The organism is Litorivivens sp. (assembly GCF_057445395.1).
Map to the genome: position 1 here is coordinate 48,315 of NZ_JBVBUV010000007.1, position 20,444 is coordinate 68,758.

Annotated in this window: 12 protein-coding genes; 5 read left to right on the forward strand and 7 right to left on the reverse strand. The window is 53.5% G+C overall.

The genetic code is table 11. The annotated features are described in order from the left end of the window. Nucleotides 1-150 precede the first annotated feature (150 nt). From AC222A_RS04075 to AC222A_RS04100, 6 genes are all read right to left on the reverse strand, one after another. Nucleotides 151-639, reverse strand: a complete 489-nt coding sequence (locus AC222A_RS04075) for a DUF934 domain-containing protein (RefSeq protein ID WP_372750428.1) — start codon at nucleotides 637-639, stop codon at nucleotides 151-153. Further along, complete coding sequence (locus AC222A_RS04080) at nucleotides 632-2,287, reverse strand: nitrite/sulfite reductase (RefSeq protein ID WP_372810463.1); 1,656 nt, start codon at nucleotides 2,285-2,287, stop codon at nucleotides 632-634. The genes AC222A_RS04075 and AC222A_RS04080 overlap by 8 nt, the downstream gene beginning before the upstream one ends. Before the next feature lie 233 nt (nucleotides 2,288-2,520). Further along, nucleotides 2,521-7,305 (reverse strand): NAD-glutamate dehydrogenase, encoded by a 4,785-nt coding sequence (locus AC222A_RS04085; RefSeq protein ID WP_486774657.1) that lies wholly within the window; start codon nucleotides 7,303-7,305, stop codon nucleotides 2,521-2,523. A 116-nt stretch (nucleotides 7,306-7,421) separates the two neighbouring features. After that, nucleotides 7,422-8,639: a cytochrome P450 gene (locus AC222A_RS04090; RefSeq protein WP_372798642.1), complete on the reverse strand. Its 1,218-nt coding sequence runs from the start codon at nucleotides 8,637-8,639 to the stop codon at nucleotides 7,422-7,424. A 142-nt stretch (nucleotides 8,640-8,781) separates the two neighbouring features. Beyond that, the gene (gene gloA, locus AC222A_RS04095; RefSeq protein WP_372758743.1) at nucleotides 8,782-9,222 is read right to left on the reverse strand and encodes a lactoylglutathione lyase; all 441 of its coding nucleotides are present in this window, start codon (nucleotides 9,220-9,222) and stop codon (nucleotides 8,782-8,784) included. A gap of 99 nt (nucleotides 9,223-9,321) precedes the next feature. Then, the gene (locus AC222A_RS04100) at nucleotides 9,322-10,347 is read right to left on the reverse strand and encodes an NADP-dependent oxidoreductase (protein WP_372749059.1); all 1,026 of its coding nucleotides are present in this window, start codon (nucleotides 10,345-10,347) and stop codon (nucleotides 9,322-9,324) included. 120 nt (nucleotides 10,348-10,467) lie between these two features. Here AC222A_RS04100 and AC222A_RS04105 point away from each other — a divergent pair, with 120 nt between their 5' ends. Then, nucleotides 10,468-11,604: a CaiB/BaiF CoA transferase family protein gene (locus AC222A_RS04105; RefSeq protein ID WP_372810605.1), complete on the forward strand. Its 1,137-nt coding sequence runs from the start codon at nucleotides 10,468-10,470 to the stop codon at nucleotides 11,602-11,604. A gap of 9 nt (nucleotides 11,605-11,613) precedes the next feature. Here AC222A_RS04105 and AC222A_RS04110 read toward each other — a convergent pair whose 3' ends face one another. Next, on the reverse strand, nucleotides 11,614-12,042 hold the full coding sequence (locus tag AC222A_RS04110; protein ID WP_372749061.1) for a nuclear transport factor 2 family protein: 429 nt from the start codon (nucleotides 12,040-12,042) through the stop codon (nucleotides 11,614-11,616). Nucleotides 12,043-12,120: 78 nt separating this feature from the next. Here AC222A_RS04110 and AC222A_RS04115 point away from each other — a divergent pair, with 78 nt between their 5' ends. From AC222A_RS04115 to AC222A_RS04130, 4 genes are all read left to right on the forward strand, one after another. Next, the gene (locus tag AC222A_RS04115; RefSeq protein WP_372749062.1) at nucleotides 12,121-12,576 is read left to right on the forward strand and encodes a flavodoxin family protein; all 456 of its coding nucleotides are present in this window, start codon (nucleotides 12,121-12,123) and stop codon (nucleotides 12,574-12,576) included. Between the two features lie 156 nt (nucleotides 12,577-12,732). Further along, the gene (locus AC222A_RS04120) at nucleotides 12,733-15,222 is read left to right on the forward strand and encodes a TonB-dependent receptor (RefSeq protein WP_372758745.1); all 2,490 of its coding nucleotides are present in this window, start codon (nucleotides 12,733-12,735) and stop codon (nucleotides 15,220-15,222) included. 35 nt (nucleotides 15,223-15,257) lie between these two features. Continuing rightward, nucleotides 15,258-17,750 carry a TonB-dependent receptor gene (locus AC222A_RS04125; RefSeq protein WP_486774658.1) on the forward strand — a complete coding sequence of 831 codons (2,493 nt, stop codon included), beginning with the start codon at nucleotides 15,258-15,260 and terminating at the stop codon, nucleotides 17,748-17,750. Nucleotides 17,751-17,947: 197 nt separating this feature from the next. Continuing rightward, nucleotides 17,948-20,419 (forward strand): TonB-dependent receptor, encoded by a 2,472-nt coding sequence (locus AC222A_RS04130; RefSeq protein ID WP_372747831.1) that lies wholly within the window; start codon nucleotides 17,948-17,950, stop codon nucleotides 20,417-20,419. The last annotated feature ends 25 nt before the right edge of the window (nucleotides 20,420-20,444 follow it).

A 20,444-nucleotide genomic window follows, 5' to 3' on the forward strand; every position in this document is an offset into this window, starting at 1 on the left:
CGTGTTATATGAAGCCGCGCCATCAAATATTGTCCCCAAAAAAACAACACTTTGGATGATACGGCAATTGCCGGGGCAGCGCAGCCCTGACTGGGGAGGAATGCGGGCGCGTCTACTATGCAGTAGAAACCGCGCCCGATACAGGAGGTGTTAGCTGCGAGCGCGAAACAACGGCTGGGGGTTGTCTATCGACGTTTGGTAATGCACTGAAAAGTCTTTCAGGCTTTTGAGGGCGGCATCGACATCAGTGTTTTGCAGGGCAAAACTGTTAAAACCGCAGCGTCCAAGGTAGGCCAGTTGGTCGCGCATAAAGTTACCAATAGCCCGCAGTTCGCCAGTAAAGCCGTGCTGTTCGCGCAGCTCGCGGCCATAGCTGAAACCGCGGCCATCACCAAAAGCCGGAAAATCGACGGCAATCAATTCAAAGTGACCAATGGTGTCGCCGAGTATTTTGGGCGACTGGTCACTCGCAAGCCACACTGCGACGTCGCCGCGCGCGTCTAGAGAGCTTTTGTTGTCGAGCCAGTACTGGGCAGGAACAATAATTTTGCCCTGGGGCAGATCTTCGCTGGTGTCCCGGATAACTTGCCAGTCATCGGCTACCACGGCGCCGTCCTTGATGATCTTGATGTCAGGCATATACACGCTCCTTGAATGGCTCAATCCCTATACGGCGGTAGGTGTCCAGGAAGCGCTCTTCCTCGGTTCGGTTGGCAACATAGGTTTCCAGCAGTTTGCTGATCACTTCGGGTACTTCGTCCTGAGCAAAGGAGGGGCCAAGAATCTTGCCTATCGCGGCATCATTGCTCTGGCTTCCGCCAAGCGATACCTGATAAAACTCCTGACCTTTTTTGTCCACCCCAAGAATGCCTATATGGCCGATATGGTGGTGGCCACAGGCGTTCATGCAGCCGGAAATGTTGAGCTCAATTTCGCCGAGGTCGTAAAGGTAATCCAAGTCGTCAAAGCGGCGTTGAATGGCTTCGGCCACGGGAATTGACTTGGCGTTCGCCAGCGCGCAGTAATCGCCGCCGGGGCAGCAGATCATATCATTGAGCGTGCCAATAACCGGCGTAGCAAGTCTCAGGGCATCCAGTTTTTGCCACACCGCAAACAGGTCGGTCTTGCGAATATCGGGCAATACCAGGTTCTGTTCGTGGGTGCTGCGCAATTCACCAAAACCGTATTGCTCGCTCAGTTCGGCAACGGCCTCCATCTGTTCAGCGGTAATGTCTCCTGGGGCAAAGCCAGTTTCTTTAAGTGATACATTAACAATGGCGTAGCCAGGCTGTTTGTGGGCAACCACATTGTGGCTCAGCCATGCCGCAAAGCGTGGATCAGTCAGTCGCTGGTCGTCGAGCGCCGATTGTGCAGCGGCGGCATCAATTGCCTCGTAGGCCGGCGGTTGGAAAAAGGTAAAAGCATGGTCGATGGCTTCTTGGGTCAAGGTCATTGGGCCATCCTTGATGTGTGCCCATTCTTCCTCAACCTTTTGTTTGAACGCTTCAGCGCCCATCGCTTTAACCAGTATTTTGATGCGAGCTTTGTACTTGTTGTCGCGACGCCCCAGCTGGTTGTAGACGCGCAATATGGCATCGAGATACGACATGACATGCTCTTTAGGGAGGCAGTCGTGTATCAGTGCGCCAATGACGGGGGTGCGCCCCAGGCCGCCACCAACAAATACCTTGAAGGCCGTTTCGCCTTGGGCGTCCTTGATAATTTCCAGCCCAATGTCATGAAAGGCAACAGCGGCGCGGTCACGCTTAGAGCCGCAGATGGCAATCTTGAATTTACGCGGCAGGAATGCGAATTCGGGATGGAAGGTTGCCCACTGACGCAAAATTTCACACCAGGGGCGGGCGTCTTCAATTTCATCCTGGGCGACACCGGAAAACTGATCAGCTGTGAAGTTGCGAATACAGTTGCCGCTGGTTTGAATGGCGTGCATTTCAACCGTCGCCAGATCCTCGAGAATATCTGGAACTTCTTCCAGTTTCGGCCAGTTCAACTGAATGTTCTGCCGGGTGCTGAAATGCCCGTAGCCCTTGTCATATTTGCGGCTGATTTCAGCCAGCTTGCGCAGCTGGGTGGCATTCAGCGTGCCGTAGGGAATACAGATGCGAAGCATCGGGGCTAGTCGCTGTATATACAGCCCATTCTGCAGGCGCAGCGGCAGGAATTGTTCATCCGTGATTTCGCCAGCCAGATAGCGTTGGGTCTGATCCCTGAATTGGGCGACCCGCTCGTTGATGATCTGACGGTCGTATTGATCGTATCTGTACATCGTTGTCCCGAAAATATCCCGAAAAATGCGGTGGAGCGGTGTTAGAAGGCGCGCAATTCTACACTAAATGCCTGTGCCAGCGCGAGTTTAGCGACATTGCCGCCAATTCAGGGCGCCATGGTACCCAAGTGCCGGGAAAGGGGGAAAGATTTGTTCCTTATAAGCTTATTAACACAAACAGTAGCGACGAGATAACGTCGCTGTCGGGTAGATAAAAGGCCTTAAGTGGCAGATCAGGCCGCCAGGCGGCCAAGCTGGCGCAATATCACCGACAGGCTCATATAGTCTGCCTGATGACCGCTTTGAACTTCAGTGATCAGATCGCGCAGGTATTCAGTCTGTACACGGTGTTGCTCAATCCACAGATCAATCTGTTCGACAATGGGCTCTTTGAGGGCCAATTCTCCGGATACTTTGGCGCACAGATCGCGGTGCCGCTGATAGAGGTCGTCGCGCAGAGCATTGCGTGCCAGAGCATGCCAGCGGGTTTCTGCCTTCAGGGCGTCAATCTGACGGCGCACCCAGGTGATCTGCAGGCTATCTGCCAGCCTGAAGTAGATTTGGGCCAGGGTGTTGGCGTTACCGCCGGTTTGCTCCTTCAGCCAGGTAATGTCGGGGGCGGCGTAGAGCGCTTTGAGTAGCACGACGGGGCGGGCGATTTTCTCCGGCACGCCCTGCGCAAAAAGCTGGCTCAGTTTTTCTTGCATAAGTGCCAGTTCATGCTGGCACAGGTAACTGTCCATGTTGTCGCGCAGCAGCTCAACCTCGGGGCGGTAGCGCTCAATCAGGCAGCGAATATCGGTAAGGCTCTGTTTGCTGTTCAGTAGCCACAACGTGATGTGTTTTATCAGGCGGCGGATTTCCAGCATCATTCTCAGCTGCGAGGCATCATCGACTTTATTGTCCAGTGTTTCGATAGCGTCCCACAGTTCGCGTACCTGAAACAGGTCTCGCGCTATGGTGTAGGCGCGCGCCATATCTTCAAAGCTGTTGCCGAGCTCGTCATTGAGACGATGCGCAAAGGCATTGCCCATTCGATTAACCAGACTATTGGTTACCACGGTACAGATGATTTCGCGCTTCAGCCGGTGCTTGGGCAGGGCACTGCCATAGTGTTGTCCTAATTGTGGGGGAAAGTAACGTTCGAGCTCCTGTGACAAGTAAGGATCTTCCGGTACGTCGGATTCCAGCAGCAGCTTGTTGATGTGAATTTTCGCCCAGGACATCAGGTTGGCCAGTTCAGGCCGGGTCAGGCCTTCACCTGCGGTGCGTCTAGCCTGCAGTGTTTTTTCATCGGGCAGGTTTTCCAGTTTGCGATCCAGCCCAGCGTCGCGCTCCAGAATGCGGATCAGTTCCGCCTGCTCACCAAGACGCTCCGGCGCCTGGGCAGATAACATGCTGATTGCCTGGGTTTGCAGGTAGTTGTTGCGCAGCACATTGTGTTCTACATCGCGGGTCATCTTGCGCAGCAGGGCATTGCGCTGCTTGGTGTCGAGCTTGCCCTCGGCGATCAGCTGATTTAGGAGAATTTTGATATTAACCTCGTTATCGGAGGAATCGACACCGGCTGAGTTGTCGATAAAATCGGAGTTGCAGCGACCGCCATTGCGACAAAACTCAATGCGCCCGGCCTGCGTCAAGCCAAGATTGCCACCTTCACCGACAACAGCGCAGCGCAGCTCATTGCCGTTGACGCGAATGGCATCATTGGCGCGGTCGCCTACCTGCTGATGGGTCTCGTTTTCGGCCTTTACATAGGTGCCGATACCACCGTTCCAGAGAAGATCGACGGGGGCTTTCAGCAAGGCGTGGATCAGCTCATCAGGGGTGTAATCACGCGGTTCCAGTGCCAGCGCTTCGCAGGCTTCCCTGCTGGGGGTGACTCGTTTGTCCTTGCGCGAAAAAATGGCCGCGCCTTTCGACAGTACTCGGCCATCGTAATCTTCCCAAGTTGAGCGCGGCAGGGAAAACAGACGTTTGCGTTCTTTCCATGATGTAGATGGGTTGGGGTTGGGATCTATAAAGATATGCAAATGGTTGAACGCGGCTTTCAGGCAGATATGCTTTGACAGCAGCATGCCATTGCCAAACACATCCCCAGCCATATCGCCTATACCCACAACGCTGAAACTTTCCCGTTGGATATCGCGTCCCATTTCGCGAAAATGACGTTTCACCGCCTCCCAGCCCCCTTTGGCTGTGATGCCCATTTTCTTGTGGTCGTAGCCGTTAGACCCGCCTGAGGCAAAGGCATCGCCTATCCAGAAATTGAATTCCTCCGAGATGCTGTTGGCAATGTCTGAAAACGCTGCGGTGCCTTTGTCTGCTGCGACAACCAGATAGGGGTCGTCATCATCGTGGTAGACCAGTTTAGAGGGGCGGGATATCCGGTTTTTCACCAGATTGTCCGTAATGCTGAGCATGCCTCGAATAAAGGCTTTGTAACAGGCGATCACTTCCTCTTGAATCGCGTTGCGATCTCCATTGACTGGCAATTGACGACAGACAAATCCCCCTTTTGCGCCTACCGGGACAATCACGGCGTTTTTTACCATCTGGGATTTCACCAAACCGAGCACTTCCGTGCGGAAGTCTTCGGGGCGATCAGACCAGCGCAGGCCACCTCTGGCGACCTTGTCTCCGCGCAGATGCACAGCTTCAAATTGAGGAGAGTGCACCCATATTTCGTAGCGCGGTCTTGGTTCTGGCGCATCGGGAATCTGTCTCGGAGACAGCTTCAGAACATAAACCGGGTTGCGAGGCTCCAGGTAGTAGTTAGTGCGCATTGTGGCCAGAAGACAGTGCTTGAGTGAGCGGAATAAACGATCTGCATCCAGGCTCTGCACGTCTTCCAGCGCAAAGTCCATCTGCTCGATCAGCTTTTGGCAGCGTTGTTCACGCTCTTTGACTGCGGGGTCGAAGCGGGAGTGAAACAGATCGATCAACAGTCGCGACAGGCTGCCGTGCTCTACCAAAAGTCGACTGAGATACTGCTGTTCGAAATTGTTACCAAGCTGTTTCAGGTATCGGCAGTAGGTGCGCAGCAGGCCCGCTTCGCGCCAGTTCACATCGGCGCTGATTAATAGTCGATTGAAATCGTCGTCGTCGCACAGGCCTTCATAGATGGCAACAAACGCCTGCTCGAACTGCGTGGCGTCATGCCAGAACAGCTGGTTCACATTCACCGCCACTTCGGCGCGGAAATCCTGCACCCAATAGCGTGTGCCATCACTTGCCTGAATTGGATAGAGATCTTCCAGCAGCAGACGCAAGCCCAGATTGTTTAGCCTTGGTTGAATGTCTGATAGTGGCAGGGGATGGGTTTTGAAATAGCACCGTAGCTCTACCCGGTTTTCTAGACGGGAAATATCGCGATGAAGACGTACCGATACCGGTGATTCTGAGTGATGCAGGCGCTCCAGATGTTCAATGTCGGTCAGCGCTTTGGCAACGTCCGTTTTGGCCATATAGGACGGGCTGAAACCCTCGTGATAGTAGCGATAGATCGATACTGCCTCTTTGCGAGAGTATTTCTCCAGCAGTTGGCTTTTCAGTTTACTATGCCAGCTTTCTGTTATGCCGCTGATGAGTTCTTCCAGCGCCTTTCCGTCTACCCGTTGCGGTGATTCTGGTTGCATCCTGACGATTAAATGCAGGCGAGCCATCCGTGAGTCGGTGAAGTAAATATTGAATTCGCAGCTTGCGGCGTTAAGCACGGTAGAGACGACATTTTGTATTTTTTCGCGCACGGCCTGACTGTAATATTCGCGCGGAATATAAACCAGAATCGAATAGTAGCGATGGAAGGGGTCGGAGCGGCTGAACACCCGTACGCGATTGTGTTCTTCAATGGCGAGAATTCCCATCGACATGGAGAACAGGCTGCGGGTGCTGCTCTGGAACAGTTCGTCGCGGGGGAAGGTTTCCAGTATCTGAAGCAGCATTTTGGCGTTGTGGCTGCCTCTGGGGAAATGTGCTTTTGCCATGACCGCTTCAATGCGGTCTTTGAGCAAGGGAATGTCGAGCGCCCGGCTGTTGTAGGCCGCGCGTGTCATCAGACCGTAGAATCGATGCTCACCTTTGAGTTTTCCTTTTTCGTCGAAATCCTTGATCGCGATATAGTCCATCGGTACAAAGCGACGTACCGGAGACAGTTCAGTCGATTTGGTAATGGTTAAGATGCGTTCGCTGGCCAGGTAGCGCTCCAGCGTGCGCTGGCGTTCTTCCGGGTCTGCGATATGCTCCCACGGAGCTGCGTCCAGTGGTAGGCCGAGTCTGCTTCCGGGATCGACATTGAGGGTTGGCCGGCTGCCGCTGCGCAGCGATAAATGCACGTAGGCGATAAAAGTAAGGTTGTTGCCGGCAATCCACTGCAGAAAATTGCTGACCTGGCGCCGGGCTCGCGGCGCCAGTGGAGCCTTGGTCGCGTTGTAATGCGTCTGTAGCTCGAGGGCTTTGTCGCACATTGCCTGCCAGTCCGCCACCACCACTTTGATATTTGCCAGGGTTTCCTTTACGCGTGCTTTCAGTTTGCTCGCAGGAAGGGCGTTGGCGCCGGGTTCCAGCTCGTAGCGTACGAAGGATTCGGCCTGATAGTCGGTAGTTTCCTGATCTTTCTTATCGAGGGCGGTAATGTCCTGCAGTTGTCCCCGCCCGTTGCGCTTCACCCAGAGAATGGGGTGGTTTGACTGCAGGGGGATATAACCGCTGTCGTAGACCAGATTAGACAGGGAGTCGAAAATAAATGGGCGATCTTCGGCCACCATCTCAAAGAGCAGAATGCCTCTTTCGGGGTCTTCCCTGATATCGAGTTTGAGGGCGTCACCGCGACGGGTGGCGGCCAGTGCCAGATGGCGCCGGGTGATGTCGAGCAAATCCTTTGCGGCGCGCTGCCGAAATTCCTCGCGGTCAATGATGTCCCAGTAGCGCTCGGCTATATTGAGTAGCTGTTGTCGTTCTTGTGGGTCGTTCACAGACTGCTTGATCTGGCGATAGAGTCTGTTTAGTTTTGATTTCATTGCGAGCCCAGAAAAGTCGTTGACTTACTTGAGCTTAGTCAATGTCTACGCTATTTCAACCCGCGGGTGAAATGCTGCCGAACACGCGCTTTTCAGCGTGTCCGGCGCACTGGATTTCACGCGGTTTCGGGGTCGAATGTGATGGGCATTGTTTTCATGCTGTTCAGGAAGGCGGAGCGCATGTAATTGGGTTTCTCGGCAAATCTAGGGTTGCGCAGCCGTGGGATGATTTCCTCAAACATCACCCGCAATTCCAGACGGGCCAGGTGAGAGCCCAGGCAAAAGTGCTCGCCAATTCCGAATGAGCGATGCTCTTTGGCGTTGTCACGGTGGATATCGAATACATCCGGGCTGTTGAAGTAGTCTTCATCTCGGTTTGCCGAGGTGTAGTACATGACGACCTTGTCGCCTTTTTTCATCTGCTGGCCACCCAATTCCACATCCGATTTCGTCGTGCGACGAAATTGCATCACTGCAGGTTCATAGCGCAAAAACTCTTCGATGGCATTGGGAATCAGGGAGGGATTGTCAATCAGCTCCTGATGCTGTTCAGGGTGCTCGATCAGTAGCTTCATACCGTTGGCCGTTACGGTACGGGTCGTTTCGTTCCCCGCGACCAGCAGGAGCAGGAAAAACTGGGCAAATTCGTCGTCGCTGAGCTGTTCGCCGTCCACCGTGCCGGTGACCAGCATATCTATCAGGTTGTTGCCCGGATGTTTGCGATGGTTTTCAAGAATCTTATAGCCGTAGGTGTAGATCTCTGCGGCCGCCATCATGCCCTCGTCGGCGGTTGTGGACAGATCCGGGTCGTCGGCGCCGATCATGATGTTGGTGTTGTGGAATATCATGTGACGATCGTCGTGGGCGACACCCATTAACTCGCAAATGACCTGGAGTGGCAGCTCTGCAGCCACTTCTGACACAAACTCGCATTCGCCGCGCTGGGCTACGGCGTCAACTATGGTTTTGGCCATGTCGCGAATATGGGCCAATTTCTCTTCTACTACCTTGGGAATGAAGGCCTTATTGACGATGCGTCGATACTTCAAGTGGTCTGGTGGGTCCATGTTCAGCATCATGATACGTTGCATGGCAACTTCTTCCTCGGACATTTCTGTTGCCAGCGCAGTGCGTTCTGCCGACGAGAAAATCTCCGGATGCTTGGAAATATACTGGAGATCATCGTATTTGGTGACCACCCAGTAGCCGACCCCTGTAAGGGGATCATCCTGCCAATAAACCGGTCGCTCTTTGCGCAGTTGGGCGAAATGATCGTGCGGAATGCCATCCCGGTAGACGTCGGGATTGAGTAGGTTGAGATGAGGGCAGCTCATGATGTGGCTCCAGATATGCGCTGATTATTATTGCCCTGATATTGACTAATAGTTATTAGTTTTGCAATCGGGGGCCGCCGGCAATTTTTCGCGCGCGGTCTAGCGAGTTAGTCCAGGAACTGCTTTGGTTTGCAGGCAGTCATCACCACTCGCCGATGTTGGGTGCAGAAGCCCAGGGCTCTTGGGGCGGCAGGGCGTCGCCTTTTTGTAGTAGCTCTACGGAGATATCGTCGGGCGAGCGAACAAAGGCCATATGGCCATCACGGGGAGGGCGGTTAATGGTAACGCCACCGTCCTGGAGTTTCTGGCAGGTGTCGTAGATGTTGTCTACGGCAAATGCCAGGTGGCCAAAGTTACGTCCGCCACTGTAACTTTCGGGCTGCCAATTGTAGGTCAGCTCGATAGTGGGTCGTTTTTCGTCCTGGGCCTGGGCCTCATCGTCAGGCGCTGCCAGGAAGATCAGAGTGAACTGTCCCTTTTCGCTGTCGTAACGGGAGATTTCCTTCATACCAAGCAGATTGCAGTAAAAATGAAGGCTGGCATCAATGTCGCTGATGCGCACCATGGTGTGGAGATACTTCATGAATAGGTCTCTTCGGGGTTGTCGGTGGTAGTGCTAAGCGAAAAGTGTGGGCCGGGAACTGCTGAATTCCCAGCCGGTGCTTTGTCAAAATTACCTTGATCAAGCAGGATCGGCGAGCCGCAGTAATTGCTTGCCTGTATTTTTGCCTTCGAACAGACGGGCAAGCGTGGCGGGTATGTTTTCAAAGCCCTCCTGAATATCTTCGCGGGTCTTGATTTTTCCCTCCATGACCCAGCCACCAAACTCGTTCTGGAAGCGTTCAAGCTGATCCAGATAATCCAGCATGATAAAGCCCTGCATACGAATTCGGCGAGCAATCAGTGTCATCAGATTTCGCGGTCCGGGCGCTGGGGTTGCATCGTTATAGCCTGCAATCGCGCCACAGAGCACAATGCTGCTGTGATCCGCCATCTGATCAATGGCAGCTTCGAGTATCGAGCCGCCGACATTGTCAAAAAACAGGTTGATACTCATCGGGGCGATATCAGCCAGTACCGCACCCACGTCGTCTGCGCGATAATCAATGGTCTCGTCGACGCCACATTCGGCTTTTAGCCAATCGCATTTTTCCCGGCCGCCGGCAATGCCAATAACGCGACAGCCCTTGAGTTTGGCTATCTGGCAGACGACGGAGCCTGTTGCTCCTGCTGCGCCTGAAACCAGCACAGTGTCACCTGCCTTGGGTTGGCCCACGTCGAGCAAGCCAAAATAGGCCGTCATGCTGGTGCCGCCAAAGGCCGACAGTGCCATTGCCGGTGGTGTGCCATCGGGCAGCCGGTTCAGGCTGGTCGCCTCGTTGGCATCTACGCAGAGGTATTCCTGCCAGTTGAGGAAGCCCATTACCAGTGAGCCTGTTGGCAAGTCATCGCGTTGCGAGGCAACAACCTGACCAATGCCTGAGGCCCGCATCGGGCTGCCAATTTCAACTGGAGGCAGATAGCTGGGTTTGTCGTCCATCCAGCCGCGCATGGCTGGGTCAAAACTCAAGTAGAGGGTTTTGATCAAAACCTCGCCGGCGGCGAGATCGGGCTCAGGTAGCGGTGCTTCGTGATAGGTAAATGTGTCGGTGTCCACAAAACCCTGGGGTCTTTGGTTGAAAATCCACTGACGGTTTATTTCGCTCATGGCATTTATTCCGTATGCTTTTCTAAAGCCGGAAACACTATCACGGTAAAAATTTTAATAACATGACTGTTGGTTTAGCTGGCAATATCTGAATACCGCAGTCGTAAAAGGAGTTGTGTGATGGGGCCGCTAGCGGGCTTACGGATAATTGAAGTTGCGGGGATCGGACCGGGACCATTTGCAGCTATGCTGCTCGCCGACATGGGGGCTGATGTTATTCGCATCGAGCGGCCGGGCGGATCGATGTTCGCCAATCAGACGGAATTGGATTTCCTCAATCGCGGCAAGCGCTGTATTTGTATTGATCTCAAGAAAGAAGGTGGCGTCGCACTGGTGCAGCAGCTGATTGCGAGTGCGGATGGTTTCATCGAAGGCTTTCGGCCCGGAGTGCTGGAAAAGTATACGCTCGGCCCTGACGATTGCCTGCGGGCTAACCCACGCTTGGTCTACGGTCGAATGACGGGTTTTGGGCAGGATGGCCCGCTGTCGAATCGAGCCGGCCACGATATCAATTACATTGCGATTGCCGGCGCTCTTCACCCCATGGGGCGGGCGGGAGAAAAGCCGGCAATTCCGCTGAATCTGGTGGGTGATTTTGGTGGCGGCGGCATGTTACTGGCCTTCGGGATGGTCTGTGCGCTACTTGAAGCTAAGGGGAGTGGTAAAGGGCAGGTGGTGGATGCGGCGATGGTTGATGGTGCCTCGCTGCTGATGACCTCGCTATTCTCAGCCTGGCAAACCGGATACTGGGGTGAACGCGGCACCAACATGATTGACGGCGGCGCGCCCTTTTATGAGGTTTACCAAACCCGTGACGGTGGCTTTATGGCTGTTGGGGCGCTTGAGTCACAGTTTTATCAGGTCTTTGTGGAGCGCCTCGGGTTGGCGGACGAATTGCCTAACCAGTATGACATGGCGCAGTGGCCGGCGATGAAGGAGCGGATCGCAGAAGCATTTCTGCAGCACGACAGAGATCATTGGGAAGCTCATTTTGCCGATTGTGATGCTTGCGTAACACCGGTGTTGAGCATGGATGAAGTCAAGGATCACCCGCATAATCGGGCGCGGAATTCGATTGTTGTGAAGGACGGGGTGTGGCAGCCACGCACAGCGCCGCGTTTCAGTCGTACCGACGGGGGTGAACCCGCTTCAGCGGTGCCGAGCGGGCACGATACCATGGCCATTCTTGCGGAGCTGGGTGTAGCCGATGAGTACCAGCGTGAACTGCTGGCCAACGGCGTTGTTATGGGCGAATGAAGACCGCGCTCAGTTTTCAAATACGCTAAACAGGTAGGCCGTGTCGAAGTATTCCCATACTTCGATAATTTTGCCGTCAGCAAAGCGGAACAGGCTCTGATAATCGTTGTAGTAATCCCGTCCATTCACTGCTTTGGCTTCCAGGCTGAAGTGCATGTGCACACGGTCTTCTTCGGCGGTCAGCGCGTGGTAATGAAACTTCATCGTGCCCGGCTGGTAAAAAGTATCCACGTCGCCGCCAAACATTGCCATCACGGCGTCAATGCCATAGTGGTCGCTCCCACTGGAGGCCGCAGCGGTTGATTTTGGAAAGTGCCAGGCGATATCAGGGTGAAAAAAGCGGCGTATATCAACGTTTTCGCCCTGCAAGCGGCGGGCTAGCGCGCTCTGAAAGTCTGTCAGTAACTGTTTGTTGGCTTTGCTGCTGTGTTGCGTCATGAGGAAGGTGCAGTCCATTATTATCGTGTTTTGAAAAGATGGCTGGCGGCAGTATAGCACCAGCCAAAAGGGGGCGGCTTGAAGGAATTGCTGATCGTATTTCATACCCAGTCGGGCAGTGCGCAATGCTTGGCGGAGGCCGCTGCGCGGGCCGCCAGCGAAGAAGCTGAAGTGCACGTGACATTGAAACGTGCCATGGCCGCCGGCAGCGATGACCTGAAACGGTGTGATGGTGTGTTATTCGTTACACCGGAAAACTTTGGTTATCTCTCCGGGGGCATGAAGGATTTCTTTGATCGCACCTTTTACCCCTGTGAGCCCGGTACCCTGGCTCGCCCCTATATGCTGATAGTGAGTTGCGGCAATGATGGCAGCGGGGCGGTTCGCCAGCTCGAGCGGATAGTGAAGGGTTATCCCTTATCACCGGTGGCGGAGCCACTGATCGTGCGAGGACCACCGCAGGCAGAGGATTTGGAACGGGCGGAAGAGTTGGGGCTAAGTTTTGCGGCAGGTCTTGGAATGGGCATCTTCTAATTCCATTGGTGATTTAAGGGGTTGACTTAAATTCGGTGTTAGCGCTTGAATTGGCATGGAAAACAGGCCATTATCTGAGATTATGTTATCGCCGTTTACATTTGGTATGCGCAGGTGTGCGCGGCAGTTTAGTGAAATAATAATAAGGAACGATCGATGCTCGACGCGTTACGGCATGGCTTTTCCGTTATTCGTACTCCTCTCGTATTTTGTTTGGCCGCAGGTGTTAGTGCTGCCAGTTTTGGTGCGGCAGTTTTGGAGGAGGTCGTTGTAACCGCCCAACTGCGCGAGCAGAGTCTTCAGGATGTGCCGGTTTCTGTCAGTGCAATCAGCGGCGACAAAATGATGGAAGCCGGGCTGTCGCGCATCGAGGATTTGCAAGCCTATGTCCCTAATTTCACCATGTCCGAATCGGGCATTGGCACCGATATCTATATTCGCGGCATTGGTTCAGGCGAAAATCAGGGTTTCGAGCAGTCGGTGGGTATGTATGTCGACGGAATCTCCTATGGTAGAGCCCAATTAGCCCGCGCGCCATTTCTTGATCTATCTCGAGTAGAGGTTTTGCGTGGCCCGCAAAATATACTGCTTGGCAAAAACAGCGTTGCTGGGGCAATTAATATAAGCACGGCCAAGCCCACCCAGGAATTTGAAGGCTATGTTCAGGCCACATGGGAGGGCAAGGTTGGTGAGCGGATTCTCGATGGGGTGCTGTCAGGCCCGATCAACGATACCCTGGCATACCGTTTTGCTACCCGCATTCGCGATTACGACGGCCATATTCGAAATCTGGTGCAGGATCGAGACGAGCCAAACCGCGAAGAGCGAACTTATCGATTTAAATTGCTGTGGGATGCCAGCGACGATCTGGTTGCCTCGTTAAAGCTGGAACACGGCAGTTTCGATATCGTGGGGCGTCACTCGGAAATCATCTATGATTCGCCTTCCGTCTCAGATGTGCCGTTTTTTACTGGTCGTACGTACGGCGAGATCCTTGATCAGACGCAAGTGCCAGGCGTGGTAAATATCGATTCCCATCCTGGTGTTCGCAATGTAGAGGCGGATTACAAGCGCCACTCTAATGGCGACTGGAGCGATAACAATACGCAGAATGTGACGCTGAACGTCGATTGGTACCAAGATGGTCACCAGTATTCCTTTATAACCGGCTACATGGCTTACGACTACGAAGAGGACTGCGACTGCGATTTTACCGGTGGCGAGTTGTTTCAGCTTGATCTTGTCGAAGATTACAAACAGTTCAGCCAGGAAATGCGTTGGATTTCGCCGGTAGGGGAGTCTTGGGAGTTTATAGCCGGCGCATACTTGCACTACAGTGAGCTGTATTTCTACGACTCCATCCGTGTGGATTCTGACATTATTCCAGATTTGGTCAACGCGGCCGATGCCACTGAAGGCGGGGCTCGCGGCGACATCGATCCAGGCGGGATTGGTGGTCCGGAAGAAGTTTCGGGTATCGGCGACGCAGGTAATGCGATTCGCAATTTCCGCTCGCCTCGCGATTTCAATAGCGACTCGACCATGGCGTCAGCCTTTATGCAGGCGACCTGGAATGTGATTGACCACGTGCGATTGACCTTCGGCGGCCGCTACACATGGGAGAAGAAGGAGGGCAGTCGTAAGCTTGAATTTGCATACCCGGATTTCAGTATCAGGCCAATAGGCGAGTCTGATACAGCGGCGGCGGTGAGTTTTGCTGCGGAGCGCCATGATCTGGAAGGCAAGCGCGTTGAAACCCAGTTTGCGCCGCTAGTGAATCTGCAGTGGGACTTTTCTTCTGACGCGATGGCGTATTTCACCGCCAGTCGAGGCTTTAAATCCGGTGGCTTTGATGCTCGCTCCAATGCTTCGCCCAGTGCTGAGCCGACGCCGCGTAACCCGAACGCCCTTGTGGCCAACCAGGTTGTACTGATCGGTACTTTCGAATACGAGGAGGAAGAGGCCACCAGTTACGAATTGGGTCTCAAATCAAGCCTGTTTGGTGGCGTGGCCGAGTTGAACGCGGCTCTGTTCCGAACCGAGTTTGATAATCTGCAGGTCAGTGTGTTCGACGGAACGCTGGGCTTCAATGTTGGCAATGCGGCCAGCGCGATTTCCCAAGGTCTGGAGCTTGACGGTCGCGTGGGTTTGACCGAGCATCTTATGTTGTCGGCGGGACTGGCTTTTCTCGACTTTGAATTCGTAGATCACCCCTTTGGCACCTGCATCCAGGGCCAGACGCCGGACAGCCCGAACGGCATCAACTGCGATTACAGTGGCAAAACCAATCAGTATGTCGCCGACTACTCCGGCAACCTGCTGCTGGCCTATGAGCGTTCGGTTCTGGACAGTTTGATGTTGCGTGCCAATGTGGATGCAATCTTTACCGATGAATACCATCCGTCGCCCAACCTGGACGACCGCATCAAGCAGGACGGTTATGTTGTGTATAACGCCCGGTTGTCGCTGTCAGATATTGCTGGTGACTGGGAAGTGGCGCTGTTGGGAAAAAACCTAACAGATGAAGTAATTATCGTTTATGGTGTAGATGCGCCAACCGCTTACACCATCACTGAAGCGGCGACGCATCACGGATTTGTCAATCCGCCGCGTACGTTTGCACTGCAATTGAGTTATCGGTGGTAGGCCTTTAGATTAATAAAAATATTGAGGGCAGTCGCATGAAGGGAGTGAATATTGGTGCGTTTGCATTACTGATTGCTACCGCCGGTGGTGTGGTTGCAGAGCAGAAGCGTCATATTCTCGAGGAGGTCATAGTTACGGCCCAGCTGCGCGAGCAATCGCTACAGGATGTGCCGGTATCGGTGAGCGCTATCTCCGGTGAAAAGCTTATGTCCGCTGGCCTCAACAAAATTGAGGATCTGCAAGCCTATATTCCCAACCTCACGATGACTGAGAATGGCATCGGCACCTCAATTTATATTCGCGGTATTGGCTCGGGCATCAATCAGGGTTTCGAACAATCGGTGGGTATGTACGTCGACGGCATATACTATGGGCGAGCTCAGCTGGCGCGTGCGCCGTTCCTCGACCTAGCCAGGGTGGAGGTGCTACGTGGCCCGCAGAATATCCTCTACGGTAAAAACAGCATTGCCGGTGCAATCAGTATTCACACTGCCAAACCGGCAGATCAGTTCGAAGGCTCTTTTTCAGCCTTGTATGAGCCTCAGTTCGAAGAAGAAGTGGTTGACCTGATTTTGTCCGGCCCGGTGAGTGATACGCTTGGGTATCGTTTTTCTGCGCGCTTGCGCAACTATGGCGGCTATATCGAAAACCTTACGCTGGATCGCGACGAGCCTGCGTACAAGGAAGCCACCTACCGGTTAAAATTTGTCTGGGATGCCACCGATGAAATAACGGTCAGCGCGAAGGCAGAGATAGGGCGCTTTGATGTTACTGGTCGGCAGGCCGAAATTATCGACGATTCCCCTTCAAGCAGCGACAACCCGTTATTTGCCGGGCGTACCCATGGTCAGATATTGAACAATACCAGTGACCCGTCGGGCTTGGTGATTAATATCAATTCCGATGACTCAGTCTTGAATAATTATCAGGATTTCAAGCGCTCATCTAATGGCGATTTTAGTAAGAACAACACAGAGAACCTAACCATTAACGCCGATTGGTTGCGCGGCGAGCACATGTTCAGTTCAATCACCGGATTTATGGGCTACGACTACGACGACCTCTGTGATTGCGATTTCACCGGCGCTGAGGGCTTTAAAGTGTCGCTGGTGGAAGACTATAGCCAGTTCAGTCAGGAATTTCGCTGGATTTCACCTGCCGGAGAACCATTCGAATTTATCGGTGGTTTTTACTTTCAGAAGAGTGAGCTCGAATTTTTCGACAGTATCATCGTCGACTCTGACTTGATCGTTCAGCTGCTCAATGCTGCGGATGCTACAGAAGGCGGGGCGCGGGGCGATAATGACCCTAATCCGCTGGGCGGCTCACCGGAAGAAGTTGCGGGTATTGGCGACGCCGGTAATGCGATAGCCAATCTTACCTCGCCGCGGACATTTACCAGCGATTCCGAGCTGTACTCGCTCTTCTTGCAATCTACCTGGAATATGACCGACCAATTGCGGCTGACAGTTGGCGGCCGTTACTCCAGAGAGTCCAAAGAAGGCTCGCGTTATTTTGCCTTTGGTGACCTCGATTTCAACGAGCGGCCCTTCAGTGAAACGGATACCGTTTCTGCCGTGAGCTTTTCGGCCGAGCGCCACGATCTGAAGGGGAGTCGTAGCGAGTCCCAGTTCTCTCCGTTGGTGAACCTGCAGTGGGACATGAATGATGACACCATGGTGTACGCCACGATAAGTCGAGGCTACAAATCCGGCGGATATGACGCTCGCTCCAATGCGTCGCCATCGGCAGAGCCTGTGCCGCTGCCACCGGGCGCCTTGCCTAATCCCGCGCGCCCAGAGCGCCCTGTGCTTATCGGTACCTTTGAATACGAAGAAGAAGAGGCTACCAGCGTCGAGCTGGGCTTTAAGTCGACATTGCTTGAAGGTGCTGCTGAACTGAATGCCGCCTTGTTTCGTACCAAGTTCGACGATTTGCAGGTGAGTATCTTTGACGGCACACTTGGGTTTAACGTGGGTAACGCTGCGAGCGCAACCACGCAGGGGGTGGAGATTGATGGCCGCATCCAGCTAACGGAGTATCTGATGCTGGCGGGTGCGCTGGCATTTCTCGATTTTGAGTTTGATGATTTTCAAAATGGTCAGTGTCTGGCGGGGCAAACGCCGAATTCACCCGACGGCATAAACTGTGACTATACCGGCAAGACTAATCAGTACGTGGCCGACTTTGCTGGAAATCTAGTGTTGTCGTACATACGCCCGATCAGTGCAGAAGTTGGTATCGGTCTGGGTTTGGATGCGATCTTTACCGACGACTATAACCCGTCGCAGAATCTGGACCCTACGGTGGTTCAGGATGGCTATGTTAAATTCAACGGCCGCGCTGCGATCGCAGCCATTGATAGAACCTGGGAGTTGGCGCTCGTAGCGAAGAACCTGACCGATGAGGTGATTGTGATGTATGCCAGTGATACGCCAACGGCCTATACCATTTTTGAAACCAAGGGCCATTATGGCTTTCTGGAGCCGCCACGCAGTGTTGCTCTGCAATTCAATTACCGGTGGTGAAGGCTGTCTGTGATGAGTACGTAGTTACACCTATTTGTCATGACAATAGTGTAAATAAATGTGCAATATTGGCTTTATCTACATGAAATCTGTAAAAAATTAGCTAAACTGACCCAAGAGCGTGTGTAATACAAAAACGACAGCACCGGGTTAATAATTGATTAAAAACTGCTCGTTTGTGAGTCTGGGAGGAAGCAATGAAAAATAAACAACGGTTTCGGCATGGCGTCGCGCTATTGCCGCTGGTAGCGGGTATCGCCGCTGGCAGCGTGCAGGGTGCCGCAGTGCTCGAAGAAGTAATCGTAACCGCCACCTTGCGTGCCGAAAGTCTGCAGGATGTTCCCGTCTCCGTTAACGCGGTGTCTGGTGAAAAACTGATGGAAGCCGGCATCGACAAAATTGAAGATCTCCAGGCCTACGTGCCCAACCTGACCATGTCAGAAACCGGCATTGGTACCAATATCTATGTGCGTGGTATCGGTTCGGGTATCAACCAGGGTTTCGAGCAGTCGGTCGGTATGTATTTTGATGGTGTGAGCTATGGCCGCGCCCAATTATCACGTGCGCCGTTCCTTGACCTGGCGCGGGTAGAGGTGCTGCGCGGGCCGCAGAATATCCTGTTCGGTAAGAACTCCGTAGCAGGTGCTTTGAGTCTGCACTCGCAACGTCCTGGCATGGAATTCGAAGGCTTGGTTTCCGGTCTCTATGAGCCAACCCATGGTGAGTCTACCGTTGATTTGGTCCTGTCTGGGCCGCTCACAGACCGCCTGGGCGCTCGCCTGGCACTGCGTAAGCGCGATATGGATGGGTATATTGAAAACCTGACGCTGGATCGCGACGAGCCTGAGCGTGACGAAGGCACTGCCCGACTGATTCTGGATTGGGCGGCGACAGACGATCTGCAGGCCATGTTCAAATTTGAGGTGGGCCAGTTTGATGTTACCGGTCGTCAGATTGAAATTATCAATGACAACCCGTCAACCTCGACCACGCCGTTCTTCGCAGGCCGAACCTACGCGCAGATTTTGGACAATACCACGGTAACCGGGTTGCCGATTATTGACCCTTTCACTGTTGATGCCGATTCTTCGGTATTGAACAACACCCTAGACTACAAACGTTCGTCCAATGGTGATTTCAGTAACAACGAAACCCAAAACTTCACCATGAATCTGGACTACGCATGGGGCGAGCATACGTTAACCTTCATTACCGGCATTATGTCATACGAGTATGAAGAGCTGTGTGATTGCGACTTTACCGGTGCTGAAGTATTCAAGGTTGAGTTTGCAGAAGAATACGACCAGTTCAGCCAAGAATTCCGCATAACCTCGCCAGTTGGTGAGTTTATGGAGTACATCGGTGGCGTTTACTACCATAAAAGTGAGTTGGACTTTTACGACTCGATCCTGGTTACCAGTGATGTGCTACCTGATTTGATCAACTTGGGCGACCTTGCCGCGGGTGGCACGTTGGGTCGACCGACGGATGGCCCGGGTGATGCAGGCGACGAGATTCGTGAGCTCGGTACTCCCCGTAGCTTTGTTACTGACACGGAACTTTGGTCAGCCTTCCTGCAGCTGACATTCAACCTCTCCGACACGTTGCGCCTGAACGTTGGTGGTCGCTACACGACTGAGGAAAAAGAAGGTTCGCGTTCACTCGACTTTGTAAACAATCGCACTGGCGAGCGTAAGCCGGAAGGTGAGATCGACAGTGTCGTTGCGATCAACTTTTCTGCTGAGCGCCACAATCTGGAAGGCGATCGCAAGGAAACCAATTTCGCTCCGTCTATCAACCTGCAGTGGGATATGAACGACTGGGCGATGACTTATGCAACCTGGAGCAAAGGCTTTAAGTCAGGTGGTTTTGATGCGCGTTCCAATGCATCTCCGGCAGCAAATGCGCCTGACCCAGGAAACCCGGCGGATAGTACAATACTGATCGGTTCTTTCGAGTACGATGAAGAGAAGTCACAAAGTATCGAGCTTGGTGCCAAAACCACCTTGCTTGATGGTGCAGCCGAGCTGAATATCGCTTTGTTCTACACCGAGTTTGACGACCTTCAGATCAGTATCTTCGACGGTACGCTGGGCTTTAACGTGGGTAACGCCGGTGCAGCAGAGACCATGGGTCTTGAGTTGGACGGCCGTATGGCTCTGACTGAAAAACTGATGATGACCGGTGCTCTGGCCTTCCTGGATTTCGAGTTTACCGACTTCGAGAACGGTCAGTGTAACCATGTTCAGGTGCGTAATGGTGCAGATCCAGATGGCGACGGTCTGTGCGATTTCACCGGCGAGACCAACCAGTATGTGGCGGATTACTCCGGTAACATCGGCTTGGTATACACCACTCAGGTTGCAGATAGTCTGGAGTTCCGCGGTGGTCTGGATATCGTGTTTACCGGCGATTACAACCCCACGCAAAACCTTGACCCGACTCAGGAGCGCGATGCATACGCCCAAGTCAACGGTCGTCTGGCACTGGCTGACTTTGAAGACGGTTGGGAGCTGGCGCTGGTTGGTAAAAACCTGACTGACGAAGAGGTCGTTAACTACGCCAACGATACTCCGCTGTCCAATAGTGTTTTCGGCGCCGTGAGCCACTACGGCTTTATCGGTCGTCCGCGCAGCATTGCGGTTCAGGCGTCTTACCGCTGGTACTAAAATCTCCGCTACACTATAACGCCGC

Coding starts and splice junctions, on each gene's coding strand:
- AC222A_RS04125 (WP_486774658.1), top strand. CDS start 15,258: ATGAAGGGAGTGAATATTGGTGCGTTTGCATTACTGATTGCTACCGCC.
- gloA (WP_372758743.1), bottom strand. CDS start 9,222: ATGAAGTATCTCCACACCATGGTGCGCATCAGCGACATTGATGCCAGC.
- AC222A_RS04075 (WP_372750428.1), bottom strand. CDS start 639: ATGCCTGACATCAAGATCATCAAGGACGGCGCCGTGGTAGCCGATGAC.
- AC222A_RS04105 (WP_372810605.1), top strand. CDS start 10,468: ATGGGGCCGCTAGCGGGCTTACGGATAATTGAAGTTGCGGGGATCGGA.
- AC222A_RS04080 (WP_372810463.1), bottom strand. CDS start 2,287: ATGTACAGATACGATCAATACGACCGTCAGATCATCAACGAGCGGGTC.
- AC222A_RS04130 (WP_372747831.1), top strand. CDS start 17,948: ATGAAAAATAAACAACGGTTTCGGCATGGCGTCGCGCTATTGCCGCTG.
- AC222A_RS04110 (WP_372749061.1), bottom strand. CDS start 12,042: ATGACGCAACACAGCAGCAAAGCCAACAAACAGTTACTGACAGACTTT.
- AC222A_RS04085 (WP_486774657.1), bottom strand. CDS start 7,305: ATGAAATCAAAACTAAACAGACTCTATCGCCAGATCAAGCAGTCTGTG.
- AC222A_RS04090 (WP_372798642.1), bottom strand. CDS start 8,639: ATGAGCTGCCCTCATCTCAACCTACTCAATCCCGACGTCTACCGGGAT.
- AC222A_RS04100 (WP_372749059.1), bottom strand. CDS start 10,347: ATGAGCGAAATAAACCGTCAGTGGATTTTCAACCAAAGACCCCAGGGT.
- AC222A_RS04120 (WP_372758745.1), top strand. CDS start 12,733: ATGCTCGACGCGTTACGGCATGGCTTTTCCGTTATTCGTACTCCTCTC.